Here is a 22065-nt window from a genome sequence, read left to right as displayed (position 1 = left end):
CTCCGGCTCTCCCTGAACTCGACCATCTTGCTGGTCGTGCGTCCTCACTGCTTTCGCAACCTCTCGGCCTTGTTGCCGTCCTGCCGATCTGTGGCTTCGGTGACCCCTGTGCTGTGGGAGATTTCACGAAGCGATGGCAATTGGAGCACACCATTACTCGATCGGCGAATAGTACATTTTGGTGGAATTCGCCCTAAATACGGCCAGCAGCGGCGGTAAAGGACACCTCACTTGGCGGCGATCTTCTCGATGACGTCGGCGGCCAGACGCAGACCGTCCCGCCGGCGGATCTCCTGCCCCGCCTCCTCTACCCGGGCCCGCAACTCGTCGTCGCCGAGCAGCCGGTCGATCGCTTCGGCCAGCTCCTCGTCCGCGAACCCGTAGGTGTCCAACCGGACACCGAACCCCATCTCCTGCACCCGCTGCGCGTTGTCGTACTGATCCCAGAACAACGGAAGCACGATCATCGGCTTACCGAAATGCATCGCTTCCGTCGTCGTGTTGTTGCCGCCGTGCGTGATCACCAGGTCGACCAGCGGGATGATCTTCGTCTGCGGGACGAACTCCGCTCCCCACATGTTGAGGGCCAGCTCGATCTCCTCGTGCAGCGGGCCCTTCGACACGATGTAGCGATGCGGCGTACGGGCCAGCACGGAGATCACGCGGCGCATCAGCTCGACGTCCGCAGAACCGAGCGAGCCCAGCGAGAAGTAGATCAGCGCGCCCTCGCCGGGGATGTCCGGCAGCGTGAACTCCTCATCGGTCTCCCGCACCGACGAGTCCAGCCGCGCCCACGTCTCGTCCAATGGACGCTGCCCCGTGTAGTCCAACGCCTCCGGATACACGTACAGGTTGGCGTCTCCGTCGTGGATGAACTCCAACTCCGGCAACGCCGGAGCCCCCTGCTCCACCACCCACGCGTTGAACGCCTCCCACATCTCACGGTGGGTCCGGTCGTACTCCGCCCGGAACTCCGCCCAGCCGGTGCCGTCGGCCGGCAGTCCGGAGAACGGCGGGGCCACGCCCGGGCCCTTCACCTCCAGCGGGTTGCACGAGACGATCCGTACGAACGGGACACCCGCCGTCACCAGCGCCGGGAACGTGATCACGTTGTCCTCCACGATCACGTCCGGCCGCACCCGCTCGATGATGGCCTTCAACTGCGGCTCGCAGTACTTGGCCCCGTCGATCAACGCCTCCCAGATCGGCTTGATCACCGTGTCCAGCTGCTCGGCCGTGCTCTTGCGATACTCCGGCGCCGTGTCGCGGATGAAGTCCTTCCAGAACTGCCCCGCGTCCTGCTCCTCCTCTGCCGGCGGAGCCAGGTCGACCAGGTCCTCCTCGAAGCCCAGCGCCGAAAGCCTGCCCTTCCACGACGCCTCCGCGGCGAACACCACGCGGTGACCGCGGCGGCGCAGAACGTCGCCGATGCCGACGCAGTTGTTCGTCGGCCCGTAGGCGCTCTCCGGCATGAACAAGATCGTCAACGGATGCTCGGTCATGTCCACTCCCTGTAAAGATGTCACCGCTTGCCCGCGACCTCGTTCGCCAGGCGCGTGAACTTCGCCGAGTCCTGGCCGAGGTCGATGATCGACTCACCCTGAAGCAGGTCCGCGGGGGTCATCTTCAGCGGCGGGTTCTGGGCGAGCAGGGCGGGGTCGACCTTGTCCATGGCCGCCTTGTTGGGGACCTTGTAGAGGATGTTGGCGGCCATCCACCCGTGGATCTCCGGGTCGAGGATGTAGTTGATGAAGGCGTGCGCCGCCTCCTTGTGCTTGGAGCTCTTCAGAATCACCATCGTGTCGGCCCAGAGGTCACTGCCCTCCTTCGGCACCACGAACTTGATGTTCTTCTCCGACGTCGGGCACCAGCCGTCCCAGGCCTCGACGATGGCGGCCTCTCCGGACTTCAGCCGGTCGCCGAACGTGGTGTCGTCGTAGCCCAGCAGGTTCTTCTTCGCCTTGACCAGCAGGTCCTTGGCCTTCTTGAGCTGCGCGTCGTCGGAGGTGTTGATGGAGTAGCGGAGGTACTTGAGGGCCGGCAGGGCGAGCCAGCGCTCCGTGGTCATCATCGTGACCTTCCCGCGCAGCGCGGGGGGCGGGCTGAGCAGGTCCTTCCAGCTCGTCGGCTCGGTCTTCACCAGGTCGCTGCGGTAGCACAACCCGGTCGTCCCCCACGTGTACGGCACCGAGAATTTGTTGCCCTTGTCGTAGGAGAGGTTGGCCGCTTCGGGGTAGAGGTTGGCGAGGTTCGGGATGAGCTCGGGGTGAAGGGGCTCGAGCAAGCCGGCCTCGTTGAGCGCCTGCGCGTACTGCCCCGACACGAAGGCGACGTCGATCTCTTTGCCGGCACTGCTGTGAATCTTGGACAGCGCGTCCTCGTTGGTGTCGTGGAGCGTCACCTTGAGGTCGAAGCCGAGCTTCGCCTTCACCCGCTGCGGCAGGTCCTTCGGGCTGTATCCGTCCCAGATGGTGATGGTCAGGTTCTGCTTGGTGAGGTCCGCGTTGGGGTCGAGCGTGGCCGCCGCCGCTACGGGGGCCGCCTCGGTCGCCCCTGTGCCGCCAGAGCATCCAGCGAGCGTCAGAGCGAGACCGGCGGCCAGAACTGTAGATACATGCCGGATATGCCGGTTTTGAGGCATGGCCTCAACTTCCTTTGGATTCATCCCTGAACCTGCGAGCAGCAGTCAAACGGGGATAGGGGGTTTTCGGAGTGGACATCAGCATAGATCATGAGCTGCCCGATATCGGCAGTACGCCCAAGCTCGCGGAAATCTCCGTGAATCGGCACCGCGGAAGCCGGGCATCTTCGGCCGGCTCGACGCGCACCGGGGCCGTCGTCGAGTCGCCGGCAGCCCGGCCGTCCGGCGATTCCGAACGGCCGGGACCCTACAGGCCCGGTCCTCAGTAGGCCCGGCCCCCATAGGCGGCGCGCACGGTCAGCACGTACTCGACCAGGCTGATGAGCGTGGACTTCACGGCATCACGCGAGCGCGCGTCCGTACGGACGACCGGGACGTGCGGGGGCAGCGACAGCGCCTCACGGACCTCCTCCTCCGAATGGAGGAACTGCCCCTCCCAGCCGTTCATCGCGACCAGGAAGGGCAGCTGGGCCTCCTCGAAGTAGTCGATCGCCGGGAAGCAGTCGGCGAGCCTGCGGCTGTCGACGAGCACGACCGCACCGATGGCGCCGCGGACGAGGTCGTCCCACATGAACCAGAAGCGGTGCTGACCCGGCGTGCCGAACAGGTAGAGGATGAGGTCCTGGTCGAGCGAGAGCCGGCCGAAGTCCATGGCGACCGTCGTGGTCGTCTTGTTCGGCGTGAGCCCGAGGTCGTCGATGCCCGCGCTGGCGTCGGTCATCACGGCCTCGGTCGTCAGCGGCAGGATCTCGGAGACGGCACCGACGAAGGTCGTCTTCCCGACGCCGAACCCACCCGCCACGACGATCTTCGTCGAGGTAAGACCACGGCTAGAGCCTGCGTAGTCCACTGAGCACCCTTTCGAGCAGGTTGAGGTCTGGCTGTCCCTGGTTCAGCTGCGGCATGTGCAGGCGGACCAGACCCTCGTCGGCCATGTCGGCGATGAGCACGCGGGCCACGCCGAGCGGGACCCGGAGCAGTGCCGAGATCTCCGCGACCGATCGTACGGAACGACATAGCATCATGATCGATTCCTGCTCGGGACTGAGCAGGGAATAGTCATTGCTCTTCAAGGTCACCGATGATACGAGGGTTTCCATCGCCATGTGGTAACGCGGCTCGGATCGGCCACCGGTGACGGCGTACGGACGGAACAGAGGCTCGTCCTCTGTCCCGTCACGATCACGCATGGCCCTCTCCCATGGTCATCGCCGCGACGTCTGGAGCTCGGCACGCAGCGCCGGGGTGAGCACCTGACCCGCCCGCTCGACGAGCAGGGTCATCTGATAGGCCACCAGGCCCATGTCGCAGTCCGGCGCGGCGAGGACGGCCAGGCAGGAGCCGTCGCTGATCGCCATCACGAGCAGCAGTCCCCGCTGCATCTCGACGACGGTCTGCGTCACCGAGCCCCCCTCGAACACCCGCGCGGCGCCGACGGTGAGGCTGAGCAGGCCGGCGGCGACCGCCGCGAGCTGGTCGGCGCGGTCAGGCGGAAAGCCGTCCGATTGGGCCAGCCGCAGGCCGTCCGACGACACCACCACCGCGTGCGCCACGCCAGGCGTGCTGCCGACGAACTCGGTGATCAGCCAGTCGAACCTGCGTGCTTCCACGCTCAACTCAGTCACGAGCCCTCCTCCTCTTTACCCGAGCCTTCGGCGAGACCTCCGGCCGCCTGGGCCCGGCCTCGCCTGACACCCTGCTGGAAGCTGGACAGGCGGTTGCGCACCGCCTCGGCGGAGACCGGGGGGCGCGGGGCCGCGGCGGGGCCGTCCGCGCCCACGGAACCGGGCACCAGGTTGGCCTTCGGCGTGCGCTTCGGCAAGCCCGCCGCGGTCACGCCGCCCAGCAGGGGGTCCCGCGCGCTCGCCGCGGCCTGGAAGCCGCTGTCGGCCCGCGACCGCCACCCGCCCGGGTCCGCGCCCTGCTCCTGTGGGGCGGCCGGCCCGGAAGCCGGGGCGGAAGCGGACACCCTCGCGATCTCCCCGGTGCTCTCGCCGTCTTTCTCCGTGCCCGCCTCGGTGCCGGTCCGCGCCGCGGAAGCCGCCTGTGAATCGTCGTCCGACGGACGCCGGAACCAGGCCGACTCGACCGAAGCGAAAATCGGCAGGAACTCGTCGCCCCGCTCCAGCGGCGATTCCTCGACCGACGGCAGCGGCCCGGTCGACGACGCCACGCCCTCGCCTGCGTAGGCCCCGGCGCCACCGGCCTGCCCCGTTCCCGCGGCCGGCGTCGCACCGGGGAAAGCGATCGGACCCGTACCGGACGGCGAGAAGGCCGTCGGGCCTGTGCTCGACGGGGGGAACGCCGTCGGGCCTGTGCTTGACGGGGAGAACGCCGTCGGCCCGGTGCCGGACGGGGTGAACGCGCTCGGTCCCGTGCTCGACGGGGAACTCGGCGGCGGAAACGCCGTCGGGCCTGTGCTCGACGGGGAGAACGCCCTCGGCCCGGTGCCGGACGGGGAGAACGCCGTCGGACCCGTGTCCGACGCGGACCCCGGCTGAGGGAACGCGTCAGGACCGGTGCCAGGCGGAGAGAAGGCCGTGGGCCCGGTGGGCACGCCCCGCTGCGGCAGCCCCGTCGGCCCGGTGGGCAGCGACGGCCACGAGTGCTCCGAGCGGTCATCTCCGCTTCCGCTCCCCGCTCCGTGCCGCGCGGACCCCGAGGGCCCGGCGGGCGCCGGGGGCCACGAAGGCTCGGACGGTTCGCCGAACGCCGGGCGGCGGGTGTCGTCCGCCGCCCTTTCGGGCGCGTCCGGCATCGGATGCGGTCCCGAGTGCTCGGTGAACGCGCCTTCGGTGAACGGGTTCGCCGCGGCCGGCGCCTCTCCCGGCGGCGCGCCGAACGCGCTGAACCCGCCGCTGCCGCTCGCCCCGAGCCCACCTACTCCGAGCCCACCCGCTCCGAGTCCGCCCGCTCCGAGTCCGCCGGTCCCGTTGACGCCGGGCCCGCTTCCGGCGCCGGCCGAGGGACTGGGGGACCCGGCGCCGCCGCCCGCCGCGCCGTTGCCGGAACTCCAGGACTCGAACGAACCGCTCCCCTGCGCCGGGCCGAGCGGGTCCGGGTCGGCGAACGCCTGCCGCGTCGGCAGCCCGGCCGCCGTCTGCCCGGCCGGAACGGAGGGGCGCGGCATGTGGGGCTGGTCGGCGTTGGAGACGAGCTGGGCGGGGAACAGCACCATCGCGATGACGCCGGCGCCGTCGCCCCGGCGCAGCTGCACCCGGATGCCGTGACGCAACGCCAGACGGCCGACCACGAACAGGCCCATCCGGCGGGACACGGACACGTCGATCGTGGGCGGCTCCGCGAGACGCCGGTTGATCTCCGCGAGCTCCTCCTGCGACATGCCGATGCCCGCGTCGGTGACGCCGAGCATCACGGCGCCGCCCTCGACGGGGCTGCTGGAGACGACGACCTTGGTGTTGCGCGGCGAGAAGGCGATGGCGTTCTCGACCAGCTCGGCTAGCAGGTGGACGACGTCGTTGGCGGCGTGCCCGGCGATCGCGATGGTGCGGGGGATCCGGACGACGACCCGCTCATAGTCCTCGACCTCCGACAGCGACGCGCGGACCACGTCGACCAGCCGGGCGGGCTGGCTGCGCTTGCGCGGCGGCTCGTGCCCGGCGAGGACCAGGAGGTTCTCACTGTTGCGGCGCATGCGCGTGGCCAGGTGGTCCAGCTTGAACAGGTCGGCCAGGCGCCGGCCGTCCTCCTCGCCCCGCTCCAGGCCGTCGATCAGCGAGATCTGCCGCTCCACCAGCGTCTGCGTACGGCGCGACAGGTTCACGAACATCGCGTTGACGTTGGCGCGCAGGCGGGACTCCTCGGCGGCCAGGCGCACGGCCTGCGTGTGGACCTCGTCGAACGCCTGCGCCACCTCGCCGATCTCGTCGGTGCTGTCGACTGCGATCGGCTGCACGTGGGACTCGCGCCCGGGGTCCTCGGACTCGCGCATCTGACGCACGATCTCCGGCAGCCTCCGGCCGGCGATGTCGAGCGCCTCGGCCCGCAGGCGGCGCAGCGGCCGCACCATCGACCGCGCGATGAGCACGGTCGTGGCGAGCACCAGCACGAGGAGTGCGAGGATCAGGCCGCCGGCGATGAGGGCGTTGCGCTGCTCGGCCGACTGCAGCTCGCGGGAGCGGTCCTGCACGAGCCCCGACACGCGGCCCTCGACGGCCGCCATCTGCTCGATCGCCTTCGTGCTGTCCTGGAACCACTGCTGGGCCGTCCTGTCCCTGGCCCGATAGCGGCTGAGGGACTGGTTCTGCAGGCCCAGCGTGAGCGCCCACGACTTGGTCAGCTCGCTGTTGACCACGTTCTTGTCGCCGAAGAGGGTGACCAGGCGGCTCGCCTCGGCCGGCGGGGCCTCGGTGTAGAACGTCGCCAGGTAGCTCTGCTGACGGGATTGCGAGGCCAGGAAGTCCTGCAGCTCGAACGTGGTGAAGGTCTGGTTGCGCTCCAGCAGCTCACGCGTGAGGATGGCCCGCTGCAGGGCCGCCTCCTCCTTGGCGTGGGCGAGAGCGTTGAGTGCGCGGATGTTGCCGACGATCGTGGCGTTGTCGTCGTTGTTGCCCAGCTCGTCCTGTAGGCGCAGGATGTTGGCGATCAGCGCGCTGTAGTCCTCCGGCGCGCCGTTCTCGCGGATGCCCGCGAGGCTCGAGATGCGGCTCGTGAGCTGCTGCGACTGCTCCACCGCGCGCGTGCCGTAGGCCGCGTCGAGGTCCTTGAGGTCGGCCTTCACCTGCTGGACCAGCGGGTCGACCGCCGCGCGCTGCTGGGCGCGGGTCACCTCGGTCTCCCCGTCGATGTTGAACTTGCGCCTGCTGGTGCCGCCCCAGACGAACAGGTCGCGTTCGAGTGCCAGCTGCTCGGCCAGATCCCGCAGATGCACGGAGTACTCCGCCGCCGACCTGGTCCGCTGGTAGGCCGTCAGGCTGTCGATCGAGCCCACGACGCGGACACCGGCGAGCACCACGGCGATGAGGGTCGGAGCGACGATCAGCGCGGTCAGGCGTGTGGGCACCCGCCAGTTGCGCGGCGAGAGACGACTCCGCCGCCTGCGGTTATCGGTATTCGACTGCTCCATGCTCACCGGCCCCGCCATCGTTCGGCCTGTCTTCACGCGTCTGGACAGCATGAAGTGACACAGCTATATAAGCGGGGACAATTCGACCACAAGGTCACGATAACCAGCGGCACTACCCCTCTCGCAGCACCCCAATTGTTACCAAGAGGTGAGGATCGTGACCCAGCTCACCTGAGGGCGGCGAGCACATGCTCCCGCACCTCCATACGCTGCTGCTCATCGTGGATGGGACGGCCGGTGCGATCCGCTACATAGAAGACATCCACCGCTTCTGCGCCCAGAGTTTCCACACGCGCCGCGCGCACGTCAAGCCCGCACTCGCCGAACGCGCGGCCGATCCGCCACAGCAGGCCGGGCCGGTCGTGTGCCCGTACCTCCACCACGCTCGCCGTGGTGGACGCGTCGTCCACCAGAGTGACCCGGGGCGGCGCGACCGGCACCCGGGACGGCCGCATCGACCTGGCCCGCCGGGCCAGCCGCTGCTCGATGTCGAGCCGTCCGGCCAGGACGAGGCGCAGGTCGGCTTCCAGCGTCGCGGGGTCGGGCGGCGTGCCGTACTCGGGGACGACGACGAACTCGATGACGGCCGTCGACCCGGCGGACGCGGCGGAGGCGGAGCGCACCGCCATGCGGTGCGCCGCGAGCACCCCGGCCGCCCGCCACAGCAGGCCCGGCCGGTCGGGCGCCACCACGGTGACCGCGCTTCCGTTCACGCGTACGGCGCCGCCGCCGTGCCGGGCGAGCGCCGCCTGCTCGGGGGAGAGCGCGGGCGCGGGCGCGGGCGGCGTGCCGGACAGCACCGACCGCACTCGGCGGACCAGGTCGGCGACCAGGGACGCCTTCCACGAGTTCCACGCGGCCGGGCCGGTGGCGTTGCCGTCGGCCACCGCCAGCGCGGACAGCAGTTCGAGCACCTCCCTGGACCCGACGGCCTCCGCGACCCGGGAGATGGTGACCGGGTCGTCCAGGTCCCGCCGGGTGGCGGTCTCCGGCAGCAGCAGATGGTGCCGCACCACGGTCGCGAGGATCTCCACGTCGGCCGGGGGCAGGCCCATCCGGGTGCCGATGTCCCTGGCGACGATCTCGCCCGTGGTGGAGTGGTCGCCCGGCCAGCCCTTGCCGACGTCGTGCAGGAGCGCCGAGATCAGCAGCAGGTCGGGGCGGGACACCTCGCGCGTGAAGGCGGCGGCCCCGGCCGCGGTCTCGATGAGGTGCCGGTCCACCGTGTAGCGGTGGACGGGGTTGCGCTGGGGACGGTGACGTACGCGCTCCCAGTCGGGAATGAGCTTCATGAGCACGCCGGCCTGGTCGAGCTCCTCCCAGACCGGTACGGCGGCCCGTCCCGCGCCGAGCAGGGCGACCAGCGCGCCGCGGGCCTCCGGGGGCCACGGCACGGGCAACGGCGGCGACTGGGCGGCCAGCGCGGCGACCGTCGCGGGCGCGAGCGGCAGCCCGGCCTCCGCGGCGGCCGCGGCCGCGCGCAGCACGAGCGTGGGGTCGGTGCGCGGGGTGGCGCCGCGGGCCAGCACGACCTCGCCGCCGTGCTCCACGACACCGTCGGCGAGTGGCCTGCGCCCCCGGGGCGCGGGGCCGGTGAGCAGCCGGTCGACCGTCCGCCAGGTGGCGTCGAAAGCGTGGGAGATGGTCCGGCCCGCCTCGGCCAGGCGGCGCATCAGCGCCTCGGCGTCCAGCAGGCCCAGCGTGCCGGCGACCGCGTCCTGTTCCTGGAGCACCAGGCGGTCGGTGCCACGGGCGGTGACGAGGTGCAGCCCGTGCCTGATGTCCAGCAGCAGTTCGTACGCCTCGCGGACCCGCGGGCCCGGGGCCGAGGCGACCCACGCGGCGGCCACCGCCTGCATGGCCTGCACGTCACGCAGCCCGCCCCTGGCGTCCTTGAGATCGGGTTCGAGCAGGAAGGCCAGCTCGCCGCCGGAGTCGGCGCGTTTGTCCGCCGACGCGCGCAGCTCCGCCAGCCTGCGCCGGGAGTCGGCGCGCCACTCGGCGAGCACCGCCTCCCGCGCGGCCCTGGTCAGCTCCGGGTCCCCCGCCACGTGCCGCGCCTGGATCAGGCCCAGCACGGCCTTGAGGTCCTCCCTGGCGACCTTGACCGCCTCGTCCACGGTACGGACCGAGTGGTCGAGGCCGATTCCGGAGTCCCAGATGGGGTACCAGATGCGGTCGGCGATCCTGGCCACATCGTCACGGCCGTTGTGGAGCAGGACCAGGTCGAGGTCGCTGCCCGGGGCGAGTTCGCCCCGCCCCAGGCTGCCGACCGCGACCAGGGCGACCCCGCCGCTCCCGTTGGCGCCGATCCCCTGGGAGGCGGCGGGGCCGCTCTCGTGGGGGAAGCCGCCCTTCCCTCCCGATCCCCCCTCCCGCGCGTACGGCCTCGTGGCCGCCGTGCGGAACAGATCGGTGAGCCATCTGTCGATGTCCGCGGCCCGGTCCTTGCGTGCCGCGGCGAACGAGCGCGCCTCCCCTCTCATCATCCGCTTACAGCGCCTCCGGCCCGCGCTCCCCGGTGCGGACCCGGACGACCGTGTCCACGGGGACCGACCAGACCTTGCCGTCGCCGATCTTGCCGGTCTGCGCCGCCTTGACGATGACGTCGATGACGTCCTCGGCGTCGTCCTCCTCGGCGAGCACCTCGACCCGGACCTTGGGCACCAGGTCGACCTGGTACTCGGCGCCGCGGTAGACCTCGGTGTGGCCGCGCTGACGGCCGTAACCGCTGGCCTCCGAGACCGTCATGCCCTTGATGCCGAACTGTTCCAGTGCGGCCTTCACGTCGTCCAGTTTGAACGGCTTGATGACTGCGGTGATGAGTTTCATGCGTCGACCTTCTTCGCAGGCGCGGGCACGGGCCCGTTGACGGAGGCCACTCCCGAGGAGTGGACGGTGCCGAGGTCGTACCCCGTCTCGGCGTGGGTGGTGATGTCGATGCCGGTCACCTCGTCCTCCTGGTTGATCCGGAAGCCCATCGTCTTGTCGATGATCTTGCCGATGACGTACGCCATGATGAAGGAGTAGAGGCCGACCGCGACAGGGCCGAGGGCCTGCACGCCGAGCTGGGAGATCGGGCCGCCGTAGATGAGGCCCTGGTTCTGGCCGTCCGCGAAGGGGTAGCGGGCGATGATGCCGAGCGAGACCGCGCCGATCGCGCCGCCGACCAGGTGCACGCCGACCACGTCGAGCGAGTCGTCGAAGCCGAGGCGATACTTCAGGCCCACCGCGTACGCGCAGACCGCGCCGGCGACGAGGCCGAGCACGAGCGCCGCCCACGGGTCGACGAAGCCACAGGCGGGGGTGATGGCGACGAGGCCGGCGACCGCGCCGGAGGCGACGCCGAGGGTGGTGGAGTGGCCGTCGCGCAGCTTCTCCACGAGGATCCAGGCGCCGGCGGCGGCCGCCGTGGCGACCTGGGTGTTCATGAACGCGAGACCGGCGGTGCCGTCGACGGCGAGTTCGGAGCCCGCGTTGAAGCCGAACCAGCCGAACCACAGCAGGCCCACGCCGAGCAGCACCAGGGTGAGGTTGTGCGGGCGCATCGGGTCCTTGCGCCACCCGGTGCGCTTGCCCAGCACGAACGCGAGCGCGAGGCCGGCGGCGCCCGCGTTCACGTGGACGACCGTGCCGCCCGCGAAGTCCTCGATGCCGAGGTTCGCCAGCCAGCCGCCGCCCCACACCCAGTGGGCGACCGGGAAGTAGACGAGCGTCGCCCAGGCGAGGCCGAAGACGACCCACGCGCCGAACTTCGCCCGGTCGGCGATGGCGCCGCTGATGAGGGCCACGGTGATGATGGCGAAGGTGAGCTGGAAGGCCGAGAACACCAGGCTCGGCATACCGGTGCCGTCGTCCTTGGTGGTCGTGTCGATGAGGCTCTGCAGGCCCAGGGCGTCCCCGCCGCCGATGAGCTTGTTGACCCAGTTGTCCCCGTCGCCGAAGGCGTCGAAGGCCAGCGAGTGCCCGTACAGCACCCAGGCCATGGTGACGGTGATGATGCTGACGAACGACATCATCATCATGTTCAGGACGCTCTTCGCCCTGGTCATGCCCCCGTAGAAGAACGCGAGCCCGGGCGTCATCAGCAGCACCAGTGCGGTGGCCGTGATCATCCAGGCGGTGGTGCCGGTATCGATCTTCACCGACGCGGCCCTCCTTACAATTGGCGTGTGGCCGGTTATCACTCCCTCAGTGGCTTCGCTCGGGGTCACCATCGGCCGGCTGGCGCACTGACGTTGGCGACAGCGTGTTCTTCCGCCGTTTCAGCCCACGACCATGCGTGTTTCACATGTGTGAAACTCACCGCCGACGTGTTTCGGGCCGGTTTCGGACGTGCTCAGAACGACGAAACGCGCACCCGCAACGGGTGCGCGTCGTCGAGGGCGGGCCTGCGGGCACCGCGTGGGCGGGCGTCGCGGCCGCCTCGGAGCCGTCGTGACGGCCCGTGGCCCCCGGCCCTCCGGCCGGGACTCGCGATTAGGCGGCCGTGGCCATCTTGCGCAGCCGCGTCAGCGCGTCGCGCTCGATGCGCCTGGCGCGGTCACGGCCGATGCCGTAACGCTCCCCCACCTCGGTGAGGGTGTGCTCGCGGCCGTCCACCAGGCCGTACCGCCAGCGCAGCATCTCGCGCATCTGGCCGTCCAGGCCGGTCAGCCACTGCTCCAGCCGTTCCTTGTCCAGCGTGGCCATGGCCTGCTGCTCGGGGTCCGCCCACGTCTCGTCGGCGATCATGTCGCCGAGCTCGGTCTCGTCCTCGTCGCCCACGCCGAGCTGGAGGGAGACCGGATCGGAGGCCCAGCGGCGCAGCTCCTGCACCCGCTCGATCGGCAGGTCGAGCACCGCGGCGAGGTCGGCGTCGGTCGGCTCGGCGTCGAACTCCGCCAGCATGTCCCTGCGCACCCGCATCAGCCGCGTCATCTGCTCACCGGCGTGGGTGGGCAGCCGCACCGGCCGCGCCTGCTCGTGGATCGAGCGGCCCACCGACTGCCGGATCCACCAGGTCGCGTAGGTCGAGAACTTGTACCCCCGGCGGTAGTCGAACTTCTCCACCGCGCGGACCAGCCCGAGGTTGCCCTCCTGCACCAGGTCGATCAGCGGCATCCCCCGTCCGGAGTACTTCCTGGCGACCGCCACCACAAGGCGCAGGTTGGCCTGGATGAACTCGTCCTTCGCCCGCTGCCCCGAGATCGCGATGCGCTCCAGCTCCTCGTCGGTCGCGTCCGCGATCTTCGGCTCGGTCCGTCCGCTGTCGAGCAACTGCTCGGCGAACAATCCCGCCTCGATGCGCTTGGCCAGCTCGACCTCCTGCTCCGCGGTCAGCAGCGGGACGCGGCCGATCTCGGCCAGATACGTCCCCAGCAGATCCCGGTCAGAGACGTGCTGTTCCTGCGTCCGATTCCCCGTCGCCATCCGATGGCACCTCGTTCCGCCGCCGCGATATGCATTATGTGAGCCGGCTGACCGGACGTGTCCGCCCCGCTCGGCACGGCCCCCGGTTTCCTGCTCCTGACCCGCTCAACGGCCGATCCATGGCAAAGATTCCCCGAATGAATACGACCCCGGAATGGTTTCGTTTTCCTCCCCAAGGAGGATGCGAGACCGGGAAAAAAGGCGTTTACCCAGGTTTCCCGGGCTCAAACGAGGCGGCGTCCCGCGCGCCACACCTGCGCCGCCAGCGGCACTCCCGGCCGGTACGCCAGGTGGACGTACGACGGGGCCTCCAGGATGACGAGGTCGGCGCGGGAGCCCGCGCACAGGGTGCCCACGTCGGTGCGCCGCAGCGCCCGCGCGCCGCCGCGGGTGGCCGCCCGCACGGCCTCAAGCGGCGTCATGCCCATCTCGCGCACGGCCAGGGCGACGCAGAACGGCATCGACGTGGTGAACGAGGAGCCGGGGTTGCAGTCGGTGGCGAGGGCCACGGCGACGCCCGCGTCGAGCAGCCGCCGCGCGTCCGGGTAGGGCGACCTGGTGGAGAACTCCGCGCCCGGCAGCAGGGTGGCGACCACCCCGCTCGCGGCGAGCGCGTCCACGTCGGCGTCGTGAAGGTAGGTGCAGTGGTCGGCCGAGGCCGCCCCCATCTCGCAGGCCAGCCGCACCCCCGGCCCCTCTCCCAGCTGGTTGGCGTGCACCCTGATCCCCAGCCCGGCCTTGCGGCCCGCCGCGAGCACCTCCCTGCTGTGCTCCTCGCCGAACGCCCCGCGCTCGCAGAACACGTCCACCCACTTGGCATACGGCGCGCACGCCTCCAGCATCGGGCCGGTCACGAGCCGGACGTAGTCGTCGGCGGTCGTCTCCGGCGGCACGACGTGCGCCCCGAGGAACGTCGTCTCCTCGGTGAACTGGCGGGCGATCTCCAGGCTGCGGCGCTCGTCCTCCACGGTGAGGCCGTACCCGCTCTTGATCTCGAACGTCGTCGTGCCCTGCATGGTCATCTCCGCCACCAGCAGCGCGGTCGTCGACACCAGCTCGGGGATGGTGGCCCGCCGGGTCGCGGCGACGGTCGAGCGGATGCCGCCCGCGGTGTAGGGGCGCCCCGCCGTCCGCGCGGCGAACTCCTCGGTGCGGTCGCCGGCGAACACCAGGTGGGCATGGCTGTCCACGAATCCCGGGATGACGGCGCGTCCCTCCACGTCGACCCGCTCGTCGGCGGGCGGCGCGTCGGCGGAGCGCCCGATCCACCGGACCACGCCGTTCTCCGCGACCAGCGCGGCGTCCTCGATCTCCTCCCGCTCGGGGTCCGCCGTGTACAGCAGCCCGATTCCCGTGAACACCGTCGATGTCATGCCGCTCGATCCCACGTCCTGTCATCCTCGCCAGGGCGCGCGCCACGCAAACCCACCGGCTCGGTCCGGAACGGGTCAGGGACGCAGTGGGGCGAGCGCGTCGCGCAGCAGCGCGCCGGCGTCGCCCAGCACGTGCCGCCCGTCCTCCACGATCCGCCGGCCGCCGGAGACCACCGAGTGCACGTCGGCGGAGGTGGCGGCGAACACCACCGACTCCACCGCCGAGGCCTTCGTCGCGCCGGCCGTACGGACCGAGTCGAGCCGGACGGAGACGAGATCGGCCCAGGCGCCGGGCACCAGGCACCCGGCGTCGGGGAAGCCCAGCGACGCCTGCCCGGCGGCGGTCGCGGCGTGCAGGAGCTGCGCGGCGGGCCAGTGCCCGCGCTCGCCCGTGACCAGCCGTTCGTCCAGCTCCACCGCCCTGGCCTCCTCGAACAGGTCGATGACCGCCTGGCTGTCGGTGCCGAGCGTGACGGGCGACCCGGCCTCGAGAAGCCTGCGGGCGGGGCCGACGCCGTCGGCGAGGTCGCGTTCCGTGGTGGGGCACATGCACACGTGGGTGGTGGAGCCGCCGAGCAGCGCCACGTCCACGTCGGACAGGTGGGTGGCGTGGACGGCGGTCGAGCGCGGCCCGAGCGCGCCGTGGTCGTGCAACACCTGGACGGGTGTGGCCGAGTAGACCTCGACGCACGCCTCGTTCTCGGCCCGCTGCTCCGAGACGTGCGCGTGCAGCGGCCCGGTGTTCCGGTGGGCGAAGTCGACCACGACGTGCATCTGCTCGGGGGGCACCGCGCGCACGGAGTGAATGGCCGCGCCGATCTCCACGTCCTCCTCGCCCTCGTGGGCCCGCGCGAGATCGTCGGCCCTGGCCGCCCAGCGTTCGGCGTCCCCGTCGCCGAAGCGCAGCTGGGTGCCGACGAGGGGTTCGCCGATGCCGCCGGTCAGGTAGCAGGTGTCGAGCAGGGTGATGCGCAGCCCGGCCCGCCCGGCCGCCTCGACCAGCGCGTGGCCCATCGCGTTCGGGTCCGCGTACGGCCTGCCGCCGGGGCCGTGGTGCAGGTAGTGGAACTCGCCCACGGTGGTGATCCCGGCGAGCGCCATCTCGGCGTACGTCGCGGTGGCCAGGGCGAGGTAGCGGTCCGGGTCGAGCGCCTCGGCGACCGCGTACATCCGCTCGCGCCAGGTCCAGAAGCTGCCGCGGCCGGTCTGCGTGTGGCCGCGCAGTGCGCGGTGGAAGGCGTGAGAATGGCAGTTGGCCAGGCCGGGCAGGGTGAGCCCGGCGAGCCGTACGGCTCCCGGAGGAGGCGGCGCCTCGGGCCTGATCTCCCCGATGCGGCGGCCCTCCACCCCGACGACGACGCTCTCGACGACCTCGCCCGGCGGCAGCCATGCCATCTCGCACCAGTAAGTCACGTGCACCGGTCCTCCAGGTGGGCGACGTGTGAATCGAAAGGTGAGCGTCCGTCCCCCGTGCCTCGTACGTCCGTCAGCGGGAGGGCCCCGCGGCCGGCCGCACGGTGATCTCGGTGACGTGGGCGTCGGGCGTCGCCGTCGCCGCGGCCAGGACGGCCCTCGCCACCGATTCCGCCTCCAGATACCTTCCCGGCTCGTACGGCCCCTCCTCCTGGGCACGGACGTCCCTTTGCATATCCGTGTCCACCCGCCCGGGGAAGATCGAGGTGACGCGTACGCCGTGGGCGTGCTCCTCCTCGCGCAGCACGTCCGCGTACGCGCGGAGGGCGAACTTGCTGGCGGCGTAGGCGCCCCAGTTGGGGTTGGCCCGCTGCCCGGCGCCGGAGTTGATCAGCACGACGTGTCCCCGGGCCGCGCGCAGCGCGGGCAGCAGCAGCCGGGTCAGCTCGGCGACCGCGATGACGTTGACGTCCATCGTCCGCCGCCACACCTCGGCCGGCATGTCCGCGAGGTGGCCGAGCCTGGCGATGCCCGCGCTGTGCACCAGCAGGTCGAGCCGGTCGATCCCCTCGACGTCGGCCGGGGTGAGCTCGGTGAGCTCCACCGCCCAGGGGCGGGCGGCCGGCAGCTCGGCGCACATCGCGTCGAGCGCGGTGCCGTCCCGCCCTCCCAGGAGGAGTTCGTACGTCGGGGCGAGGGCGCGGGCGATCGCCGCCCCCACCCCCCGTGAGGCGCCGGTGATCAGAGCCGTGGGTCGCATGGACCTCACCTTAGAACGTCGCGCCGGACCGGCCGTGGCGGAGTCCGGCCGACCCGCTCGATCACCGTGCTCGATCACCGTGCTCGATCACCGTGTTCGATCACTGTGCCGGGGCGCAGGGTCCGCGGATTGGGGTGTTCCAGAGTCAGGGAGTAGAGGTGGTGCGGGTAGCGGTGGTCCACAGGCCGCACCCGCACCTCATGGGCGGCGGCCTCGAGGATCACGCAGCGGTACCACTCGCCTTCCTCCAGGAACTCCCACTGCCCGGCGAGCACGTCGAGGCCGGCGCGGCGCACCTCCTGCTCGGCCCGCTCGTACGGCCCGGCGGCGCCGATGGGATAGCCGAACACGGTGTGCGGCTCCCACCCCTCACCGGCCCGGTGGACGTAGCCGAGCAGGGCCCCGTCGTCGTCCCTGCGGATCTCGTGCCTGTCTGTTTCAGGGCTCATGGTTGACCACAATACTCAAATTTGTATACAAATTTGAGTATGTCATCGACGCGAGTGCTGATCCTGGGCGTGCTGCTGGACGGGCCGCTGCACGGATACGAGGTGCGCAAGACGCTCGAACTGTGGGGCGCCCAGCACTGGGCCAACGTCGCCTTCGGCTCGATCTATCACGCGCTGGGAAAGATGGCCCAGGAAGGCCTGCTCGAGGTGATCGAGAGCGACGAGGGCGCCGGGCCGGGCGGCGGACGCGGGCGCACGGTCTACGCGATCACGCCGGACGGGCGGGCCGAGTTCGACCGGCGGCTGCGCGAGCACTGGTCGGAGATCATGCCGATCGTCGATCCGTTCCAGGTCGCGCTGACGTTCATGGACCGGCTGCCGAAGGCCGACCTGCTGTCGGCCGTACGGGAGAGGACCGAGCGGCTGCGCGCCGGGTTCGCGAGCTTCGAGCGGGCTCGCGACGCCAAGCGCGCGGCGGACGCCCCCAGGCACGTGGACGAGTGCCTGGTGCTGAGCGCGGCCGAGTACCGCGCGCAGCTGGAGTGGCTGGAACAGGCGATCGCCCGCATCGAGCGCGACGACATCCCCTGACCGAGGAGTAAAAATGATCATTGATGCGCACGGACTGCGCAAGACCTACCGCACGCGCGGCCCCGGGGGCCGTCGCGGCGGCCGGGCGGCCCGCACGCTGTCCGGCGGCCAGAAGCGGCGCGTCGCGATCGCGCTCGGCCTGGTCCACCGGCCGCCGCTGCTGTTCCTCGACGAGCCCACGACCGGCCTCGATCCGCAGAACCGGGCCCATCTGTGGGACCAGATCGGGGCGCTGCGCGACGGCGGGACGAGTGTCCTGCTCAGCACGCACTACCTGGACGAGGCCGACGCGCTGTGCGACCGCCTGGTCATCGTCGATCACGGGCTCGTCGTCGCGGCCGGGACACCCGCAGAACTGAAGCGCGAGATCGCCGGCGACGTGGTGTCCCTGCGCGTGTCCGGCCCGCGTGAGGCGGCGCGGGTGCTGGACGGCCTGCCGTACACGAGGGAGGTCAGGGCGGACGCCGGCCTGCTGCGCGTCTACCTCGACGACGGCGAGCGGGCGCTGCCGCACCTGCTGGCCACGCTCACCGAGCACGGCCTGGCCCTGGAGTCCGTGACGCTCGACCGCGCCACGCTCGACGACGTCTTCCTGCACAAGACGGGCCGCTCGCTCCGCGACGCGGCCTGAACCCCCGGAAGGTCCGACGATGCTGAAGCACACCGGCCTGTTTCTGGCCTACGAGCTGCGCAACACCGCACGCAACCCCGTCTGGCCGTTGTTCGGCCTCCTCCAGCCCGTCCTCTACCTGCTGCTGTTCGCCCCGCTGCTGGCCAACACCATGCCCGGCGTGCCGGACGAGCGGACGCTCGCCATGTTCACGCCCGGCGTGATGGTGATGATCGCGTTGTTCGGCTCGCTGTTCGTGGGATTCGGCATGATCGCCGAGATCCGCAGCGGGGTCCTCGAACGGCTCGCCGCGAGCCCGGCGAGCCGCCCGGCCATCGTCTTGGGCCGGACGCTGCGCGACATGATCGTGCTGGTAGCGCAGGCGGCGCTGATCATCGTGGTGGCGCTGCTCATGGGCATGCGGCCCAGCCTGCCGGGCGTCGCCCTGATGCTCGTGCTCATGGCCCTGACCGGCCTGTTCGCCTCCGGCCTGTCGTACGGGCTGGCCCTGGCCGTGCGGGACGAGAACGGCATGTCGCAGATCCTGCAGTTCTTCGCGCTGCCGCTGATCCTGTTCACCGGCATCCTGCTGCCGATGTCGCTCGCCCCGGCGTGGATGCGGACCGTGGCCCAGGTCAACCCGCTCTACCACGCGGTCGAGGCCGGGCGGGCGCTGTTCGCCGGCGACCTCGCGGACGGCCACGTGGCGCTCGCGTTCGTGCTGATGGCGGTGCTGGCGGTGCCCGCCCTCGCCTGGTCGGTCCGCTCCATGCGGCACCTCGCCGGCTAACTGTTCTTGAGGAAGGCCAGCAGGTCGTCGTTCAGGGCGTCCTTGTGGGTCACGAACAGGCCGTGCCCGGCGGTGGGGTACTCCTTGTAGACCGCCCCGGGGACGAGCGCGGCCGTACGGCGGCCGGTCAGTTCGACCGGCGCCGACATGTCGGCGGCGCCGTGCACGACGAGCGTGGGGACGGTGATCACGCGCAGCCCCTCCCGGTGGTCGGCGTGGAAGATCGCCTCGAACACCCGCGCGGTCGCCCACGGCGAGGCCGACAGGCACTGCGCGAGCATCCAGTCGGTGAGGGCCGGGGAGACGTCGTTGCCGAGGTGCGTGGCGAACCACACCTGCGCCTGCCGGGCGAACCACTTCGGCCGGTCGGTCGCGAACTGGGCGAGGGTGGCCCGCAGCGCCTCCTCGGGGATACCGTCCGGGTTGTCCTCGGTCCGCTTGACAAACGGCACGACGGCGGAGACGAACGCGACCCTGGCGACGCGCTCCTCGCCGTGCCTGGCGAGGTAGCGGGCGACCTCGGCGCCGCCCGCCGAGTGCCCGACCAGCGTCACTCCACGCAGGTCGAGGTGCTCGATCAGCGCGGCCACGTCGTCCGCCAGGCTGTCCAGGTCGTAGCCCGTGGAGGGGCGGTCGGAGCGGCCGTGCCCGCGCCGGTCCAGCAACACGCACCGGTAGCCGTGCTCGACGAAGAACGGAAGCTGGTACTCCCACATGTCGCTGTGCAGCACCCAGCTCGCCAGGAAAAGGATCGGCTCACCCTGGCCGTAGTCCTCATAGGCCAGCCGCGTGCCGTCGAAGGTCTCGAAGAACATGTCCACTCCCGCCGTCTCGGTTCGACAGCCGAAGCCTGTCCGGACGCGGGCAGAAGATCGATTACGGGGAAGGTAACGGACGGCGGGGCGCCCGGCCCGATCGGCCCGGCGCCCCGCCTCCGCCCAGGATCACCGGACGCGCCCGCACGCGCGTGAGCTCCGGCAACCGGGCGGTGGTGAAGGAGAGGTTACGCACCACCGACCTTCCCGGTTCCCGGTCGAAAGAAGCTGTGGCCTGGTGTAAGGGCTGCTCACGGCTTCGCCATCGGCGCCTGCGGACAGGCGCGGGCTCCCGGTCAGGACGAGACGAGGAACTGCGTGGCGGCCAGCTCGCGGTAGAGGTCGTCGGCCGCCACGAGCTCGTCGTGGGTGCCCCAGGCCCGCACGCGTCCGGCCTCCATCACCACGATCCGGTCGGCCCCGGTGACGGTGGACAGGCGGTGGGCGATCACCAGGACCGTCGTTGCCTGGGCCACCTCCGCGACGACCTCTCGCAGCCGCATCTCGTTGACCGCGTCGAGCTGGGAGGTCGCCTCGTCGAGCAGCAGCAGCCGGGGCCGGCGCAGCAGCGCCCTGGCGATGGCCACCCGCTGCCGCTCGCCGCCCGACAGCAGGACGCCGCGATGGCCGACCGGTGTGTCCAGCCCCTCCGGCAGCCGCTCGACCAGGTCGTCCAGGCGCGTACGGGCGAGGGCGACGTCGATCTCCTCGTCGGTCGCCCCGGGCGCGCCGAAGACGAGGTTCTCCCGGAACGTGCCGGCCAGCACCGGGGCGTCCTGCTCGACGTACCCGAGCATGGCCCGCAGCTCGCCGAGCGGCCAGTCGCGGATGTCCCGCCCGCCGACGGTGATCGTCCCCTCCTGCGGCTCGTAGAACCGCTCCAGGAGGCCGAACACCGTGGACTTGCCCGCGCCCGAGGGACCGACCAGCGCGGTCATGCCGCCCGCCGGCACCTCGAACGTCACGTCGCGGTGGACCACCGGCCGGTCCTCGCCGTACCGGAAGACGACGCCGGAGAACGTCACGCCGACGGGCTCACCGCCCGCCCGCGCCACGGGGGCGGCGGCGGGCTCGGTGCGCAGCGTGGCGATCTCCTGAATGCGGGTCACGGCGGCCAGGCCGTTCTGGATCTGGGTGAGGCTCTGGATGATCTGGCCGATCGGGGAGACCAGGTAGAACAGGTACATGAGGAACGCGATCAGGGCGGAGATCTCCATCGCCCCCGCCGCAACGCGCGCGCCGCCGACTCCCAGCACCGCGAGGAACGCGAGCTGGATCGACATCCACGCGCCGACCCCGGCCAGCGAGGTCCACGCGGCCGCGGCCACGCCCCGGTCGCGCGCCTCGACCGCCGCCGCGCTCACCACGGCGGTCTCCCGCGCCTCCGCGCCGCTGGCCTTGACCGTGCGGAACGCCTGCAGAGCCCGGTCGAGCACCGAGCCCATCTCGCCGAGCGCCACCTGCGCCTGCAACGAGGCACGACGGATGCGCGGGGCGATGACCACGCCCAGGAGACCGACCAACGCGACGACGGCGAGCGTGACGACCAGGAGCAGGCCGTCCATGATCGCCATCATCACGGCGGCGCCCAGGAACGTGAAGACCGAGCCGACCAGCGAGGCCAGCGCGTCCGTGCAGACGGCCCGAAGCAGAGTGGTGTCGGAGCCGACCCGCGACAGCAGGTCACCGGGCTTGAGCCGGTCCACGTCGGAGACCGTGAGCCGCAGGATGCGGTCCACCAGACCGCGGCGCGAGTCGAGCACGATCGTCTCGCCCGTCCGTTCCAGCAGGAACCGCCCGCCCGCCGAGATCAGCGCGCCGACCAGCACCGCGAGCGACAGCCCGAGCACCGGGCCCGCCAGCGTGTTCCCCTCGCCGAACGCGTCGATCACCCGCTTGGCCATGACCGGCATGGCGAGCCCGGCGAGGCTGCCGACGAGGCTGAGCAGGCCACCCAGCAGGAGCACCCGCCGATGGGGACGCACCTGGTCGAGCAGCACCCGCCAGGAGGCGCGCTCCCCCAGGGACGCCTTCAGCCGTGGCGCGGGCTGACCGCCGTCGGCGCCGTCGTCCTCCGTCCCCATGGAGCCCCCTTCACGCGAACCCGGCGTGCGATCTTCCGGAG

Annotated in this window: 19 protein-coding genes; 3 read left to right on the top strand and 16 right to left on the bottom strand. The window is 71.2% G+C overall.

Features of this window, described 5'->3' with window-relative positions; translation table 11 throughout:
• Window positions 1-227: 227 nt before the first annotated feature.
• From ACQPZZ_RS10700 to ACQPZZ_RS10635, 14 genes are all read right to left on the bottom strand, one after another.
• Window positions 228-1502 carry a glycosyltransferase gene (locus ACQPZZ_RS10700; RefSeq protein ID WP_432931199.1) on the bottom strand — a complete coding sequence of 425 codons (1275 nt, stop codon included), beginning with the start codon at window positions 1500-1502 and terminating at the stop codon, window positions 228-230.
• Between the two features lie 20 nt (window positions 1503-1522).
• Entirely contained in the window at window positions 1523-2641 is a 1119-nt protein-coding gene (locus tag ACQPZZ_RS10695) for a polyamine ABC transporter substrate-binding protein (protein WP_432931197.1), read from the bottom strand.
• A gap of 262 nt (window positions 2642-2903) precedes the next feature.
• A complete protein-coding gene (locus ACQPZZ_RS10690) occupies window positions 2904-3443 on the bottom strand; it encodes a GTP-binding protein (RefSeq protein WP_363644202.1) in 540 nt (179 codons plus the stop codon).
• A 28-nt stretch (window positions 3444-3471) separates the two neighbouring features.
• Window positions 3472-3831, bottom strand: a complete 360-nt coding sequence (locus tag ACQPZZ_RS10685; RefSeq protein ID WP_030510865.1) for a DUF742 domain-containing protein — start codon at window positions 3829-3831, stop codon at window positions 3472-3474.
• A 15-nt stretch (window positions 3832-3846) separates the two neighbouring features.
• Window positions 3847-4266, bottom strand: a complete 420-nt coding sequence (locus tag ACQPZZ_RS10680) for a roadblock/LC7 domain-containing protein (protein WP_432931195.1) — start codon at window positions 4264-4266, stop codon at window positions 3847-3849.
• Window positions 4263-7664 carry a nitrate- and nitrite sensing domain-containing protein gene (locus ACQPZZ_RS10675; protein WP_432931193.1) on the bottom strand — a complete coding sequence of 1134 codons (3402 nt, stop codon included), beginning with the start codon at window positions 7662-7664 and terminating at the stop codon, window positions 4263-4265. The genes ACQPZZ_RS10680 and ACQPZZ_RS10675 overlap by 4 nt, the downstream gene beginning before the upstream one ends.
• A 230-nt stretch (window positions 7665-7894) precedes the next feature.
• The gene (locus ACQPZZ_RS10670) at window positions 7895-10213 is read right to left on the bottom strand and encodes a [protein-PII] uridylyltransferase (RefSeq protein WP_432934338.1); all 2319 of its coding nucleotides are present in this window, start codon (window positions 10211-10213) and stop codon (window positions 7895-7897) included.
• 7 nt (window positions 10214-10220) lie between these two features.
• Window positions 10221-10559, bottom strand: a complete 339-nt coding sequence (locus ACQPZZ_RS10665; RefSeq protein WP_030510869.1) for a P-II family nitrogen regulator — start codon at window positions 10557-10559, stop codon at window positions 10221-10223.
• The gene (locus ACQPZZ_RS10660; protein ID WP_363644208.1) at window positions 10556-11872 is read right to left on the bottom strand and encodes an ammonium transporter; all 1317 of its coding nucleotides are present in this window, start codon (window positions 11870-11872) and stop codon (window positions 10556-10558) included. The genes ACQPZZ_RS10665 and ACQPZZ_RS10660 overlap by 4 nt, the downstream gene beginning before the upstream one ends.
• A gap of 334 nt (window positions 11873-12206) precedes the next feature.
• Window positions 12207-13139: a sigma-70 family RNA polymerase sigma factor gene (locus tag ACQPZZ_RS10655; RefSeq protein WP_363644210.1), complete on the bottom strand. Its 933-nt coding sequence runs from the start codon at window positions 13137-13139 to the stop codon at window positions 12207-12209.
• A 224-nt stretch (window positions 13140-13363) separates the two neighbouring features.
• Window positions 13364-14512: an imidazolonepropionase gene (hutI, locus tag ACQPZZ_RS10650; RefSeq protein ID WP_432931191.1), complete on the bottom strand. Its 1149-nt coding sequence runs from the start codon at window positions 14510-14512 to the stop codon at window positions 13364-13366.
• 75 nt (window positions 14513-14587) lie between these two features.
• Complete coding sequence (locus tag ACQPZZ_RS10645; RefSeq protein WP_432931189.1) at window positions 14588-15931, bottom strand: formimidoylglutamate deiminase; 1344 nt, start codon at window positions 15929-15931, stop codon at window positions 14588-14590.
• Window positions 15932-15998: 67 nt separating this feature from the next.
• The gene (locus ACQPZZ_RS10640) at window positions 15999-16685 is read right to left on the bottom strand and encodes an SDR family oxidoreductase (protein WP_432931187.1); all 687 of its coding nucleotides are present in this window, start codon (window positions 16683-16685) and stop codon (window positions 15999-16001) included.
• Window positions 16686-16759: 74 nt separating this feature from the next.
• A complete protein-coding gene (locus ACQPZZ_RS10635) occupies window positions 16760-17134 on the bottom strand; it encodes a hypothetical protein (protein ID WP_432931185.1) in 375 nt (124 codons plus the stop codon).
• A gap of 39 nt (window positions 17135-17173) precedes the next feature.
• Here ACQPZZ_RS10635 and ACQPZZ_RS10630 point away from each other — a divergent pair, with 39 nt between their 5' ends.
• From ACQPZZ_RS10630 to ACQPZZ_RS10620, 3 genes are read left to right on the top strand one after another with little or no spacing between them, the layout of a single operon-like run.
• On the top strand, window positions 17174-17725 hold the full coding sequence (locus ACQPZZ_RS10630; protein WP_432931183.1) for a PadR family transcriptional regulator: 552 nt from the start codon (window positions 17174-17176) through the stop codon (window positions 17723-17725).
• 13 nt (window positions 17726-17738) lie between these two features.
• Window positions 17739-18356 (top strand): DUF4162 domain-containing protein, encoded by a 618-nt coding sequence (locus tag ACQPZZ_RS10625; RefSeq protein ID WP_432931181.1) that lies wholly within the window; start codon window positions 17739-17741, stop codon window positions 18354-18356.
• Between the two features lie 19 nt (window positions 18357-18375).
• A complete protein-coding gene (locus ACQPZZ_RS10620) occupies window positions 18376-19125 on the top strand; it encodes an ABC transporter permease (RefSeq protein WP_432931179.1) in 750 nt (249 codons plus the stop codon).
• On the opposite strand, the gene ACQPZZ_RS10615 is transcribed toward ACQPZZ_RS10620, so the two are convergent.
• Together ACQPZZ_RS10615 and ACQPZZ_RS10610 are read right to left on the bottom strand one after the other, a co-directional pair.
• The gene (locus tag ACQPZZ_RS10615; RefSeq protein ID WP_432931177.1) at window positions 19122-19940 is read right to left on the bottom strand and encodes an alpha/beta fold hydrolase; all 819 of its coding nucleotides are present in this window, start codon (window positions 19938-19940) and stop codon (window positions 19122-19124) included. The two genes, ACQPZZ_RS10620 and ACQPZZ_RS10615, sit on opposite strands and share 4 nt — an antisense overlap.
• A gap of 296 nt (window positions 19941-20236) precedes the next feature.
• Window positions 20237-22024 carry an ABC transporter ATP-binding protein gene (locus ACQPZZ_RS10610; RefSeq protein WP_432931175.1) on the bottom strand — a complete coding sequence of 596 codons (1788 nt, stop codon included), beginning with the start codon at window positions 22022-22024 and terminating at the stop codon, window positions 20237-20239.
• Between the last annotated feature and the right edge of the window lie 41 nt (window positions 22025-22065).

This window comes from Microbispora sp. CA-135349 (genome assembly GCF_050947365.1).
Taxonomy (GTDB): Bacteria; Actinomycetota; Actinomycetes; order Streptosporangiales; family Streptosporangiaceae; genus Microbispora.
The sequence above is the reverse complement of the archived record's forward strand: the minus strand, read 5'-3'. Positions and strand labels throughout refer to the sequence as shown.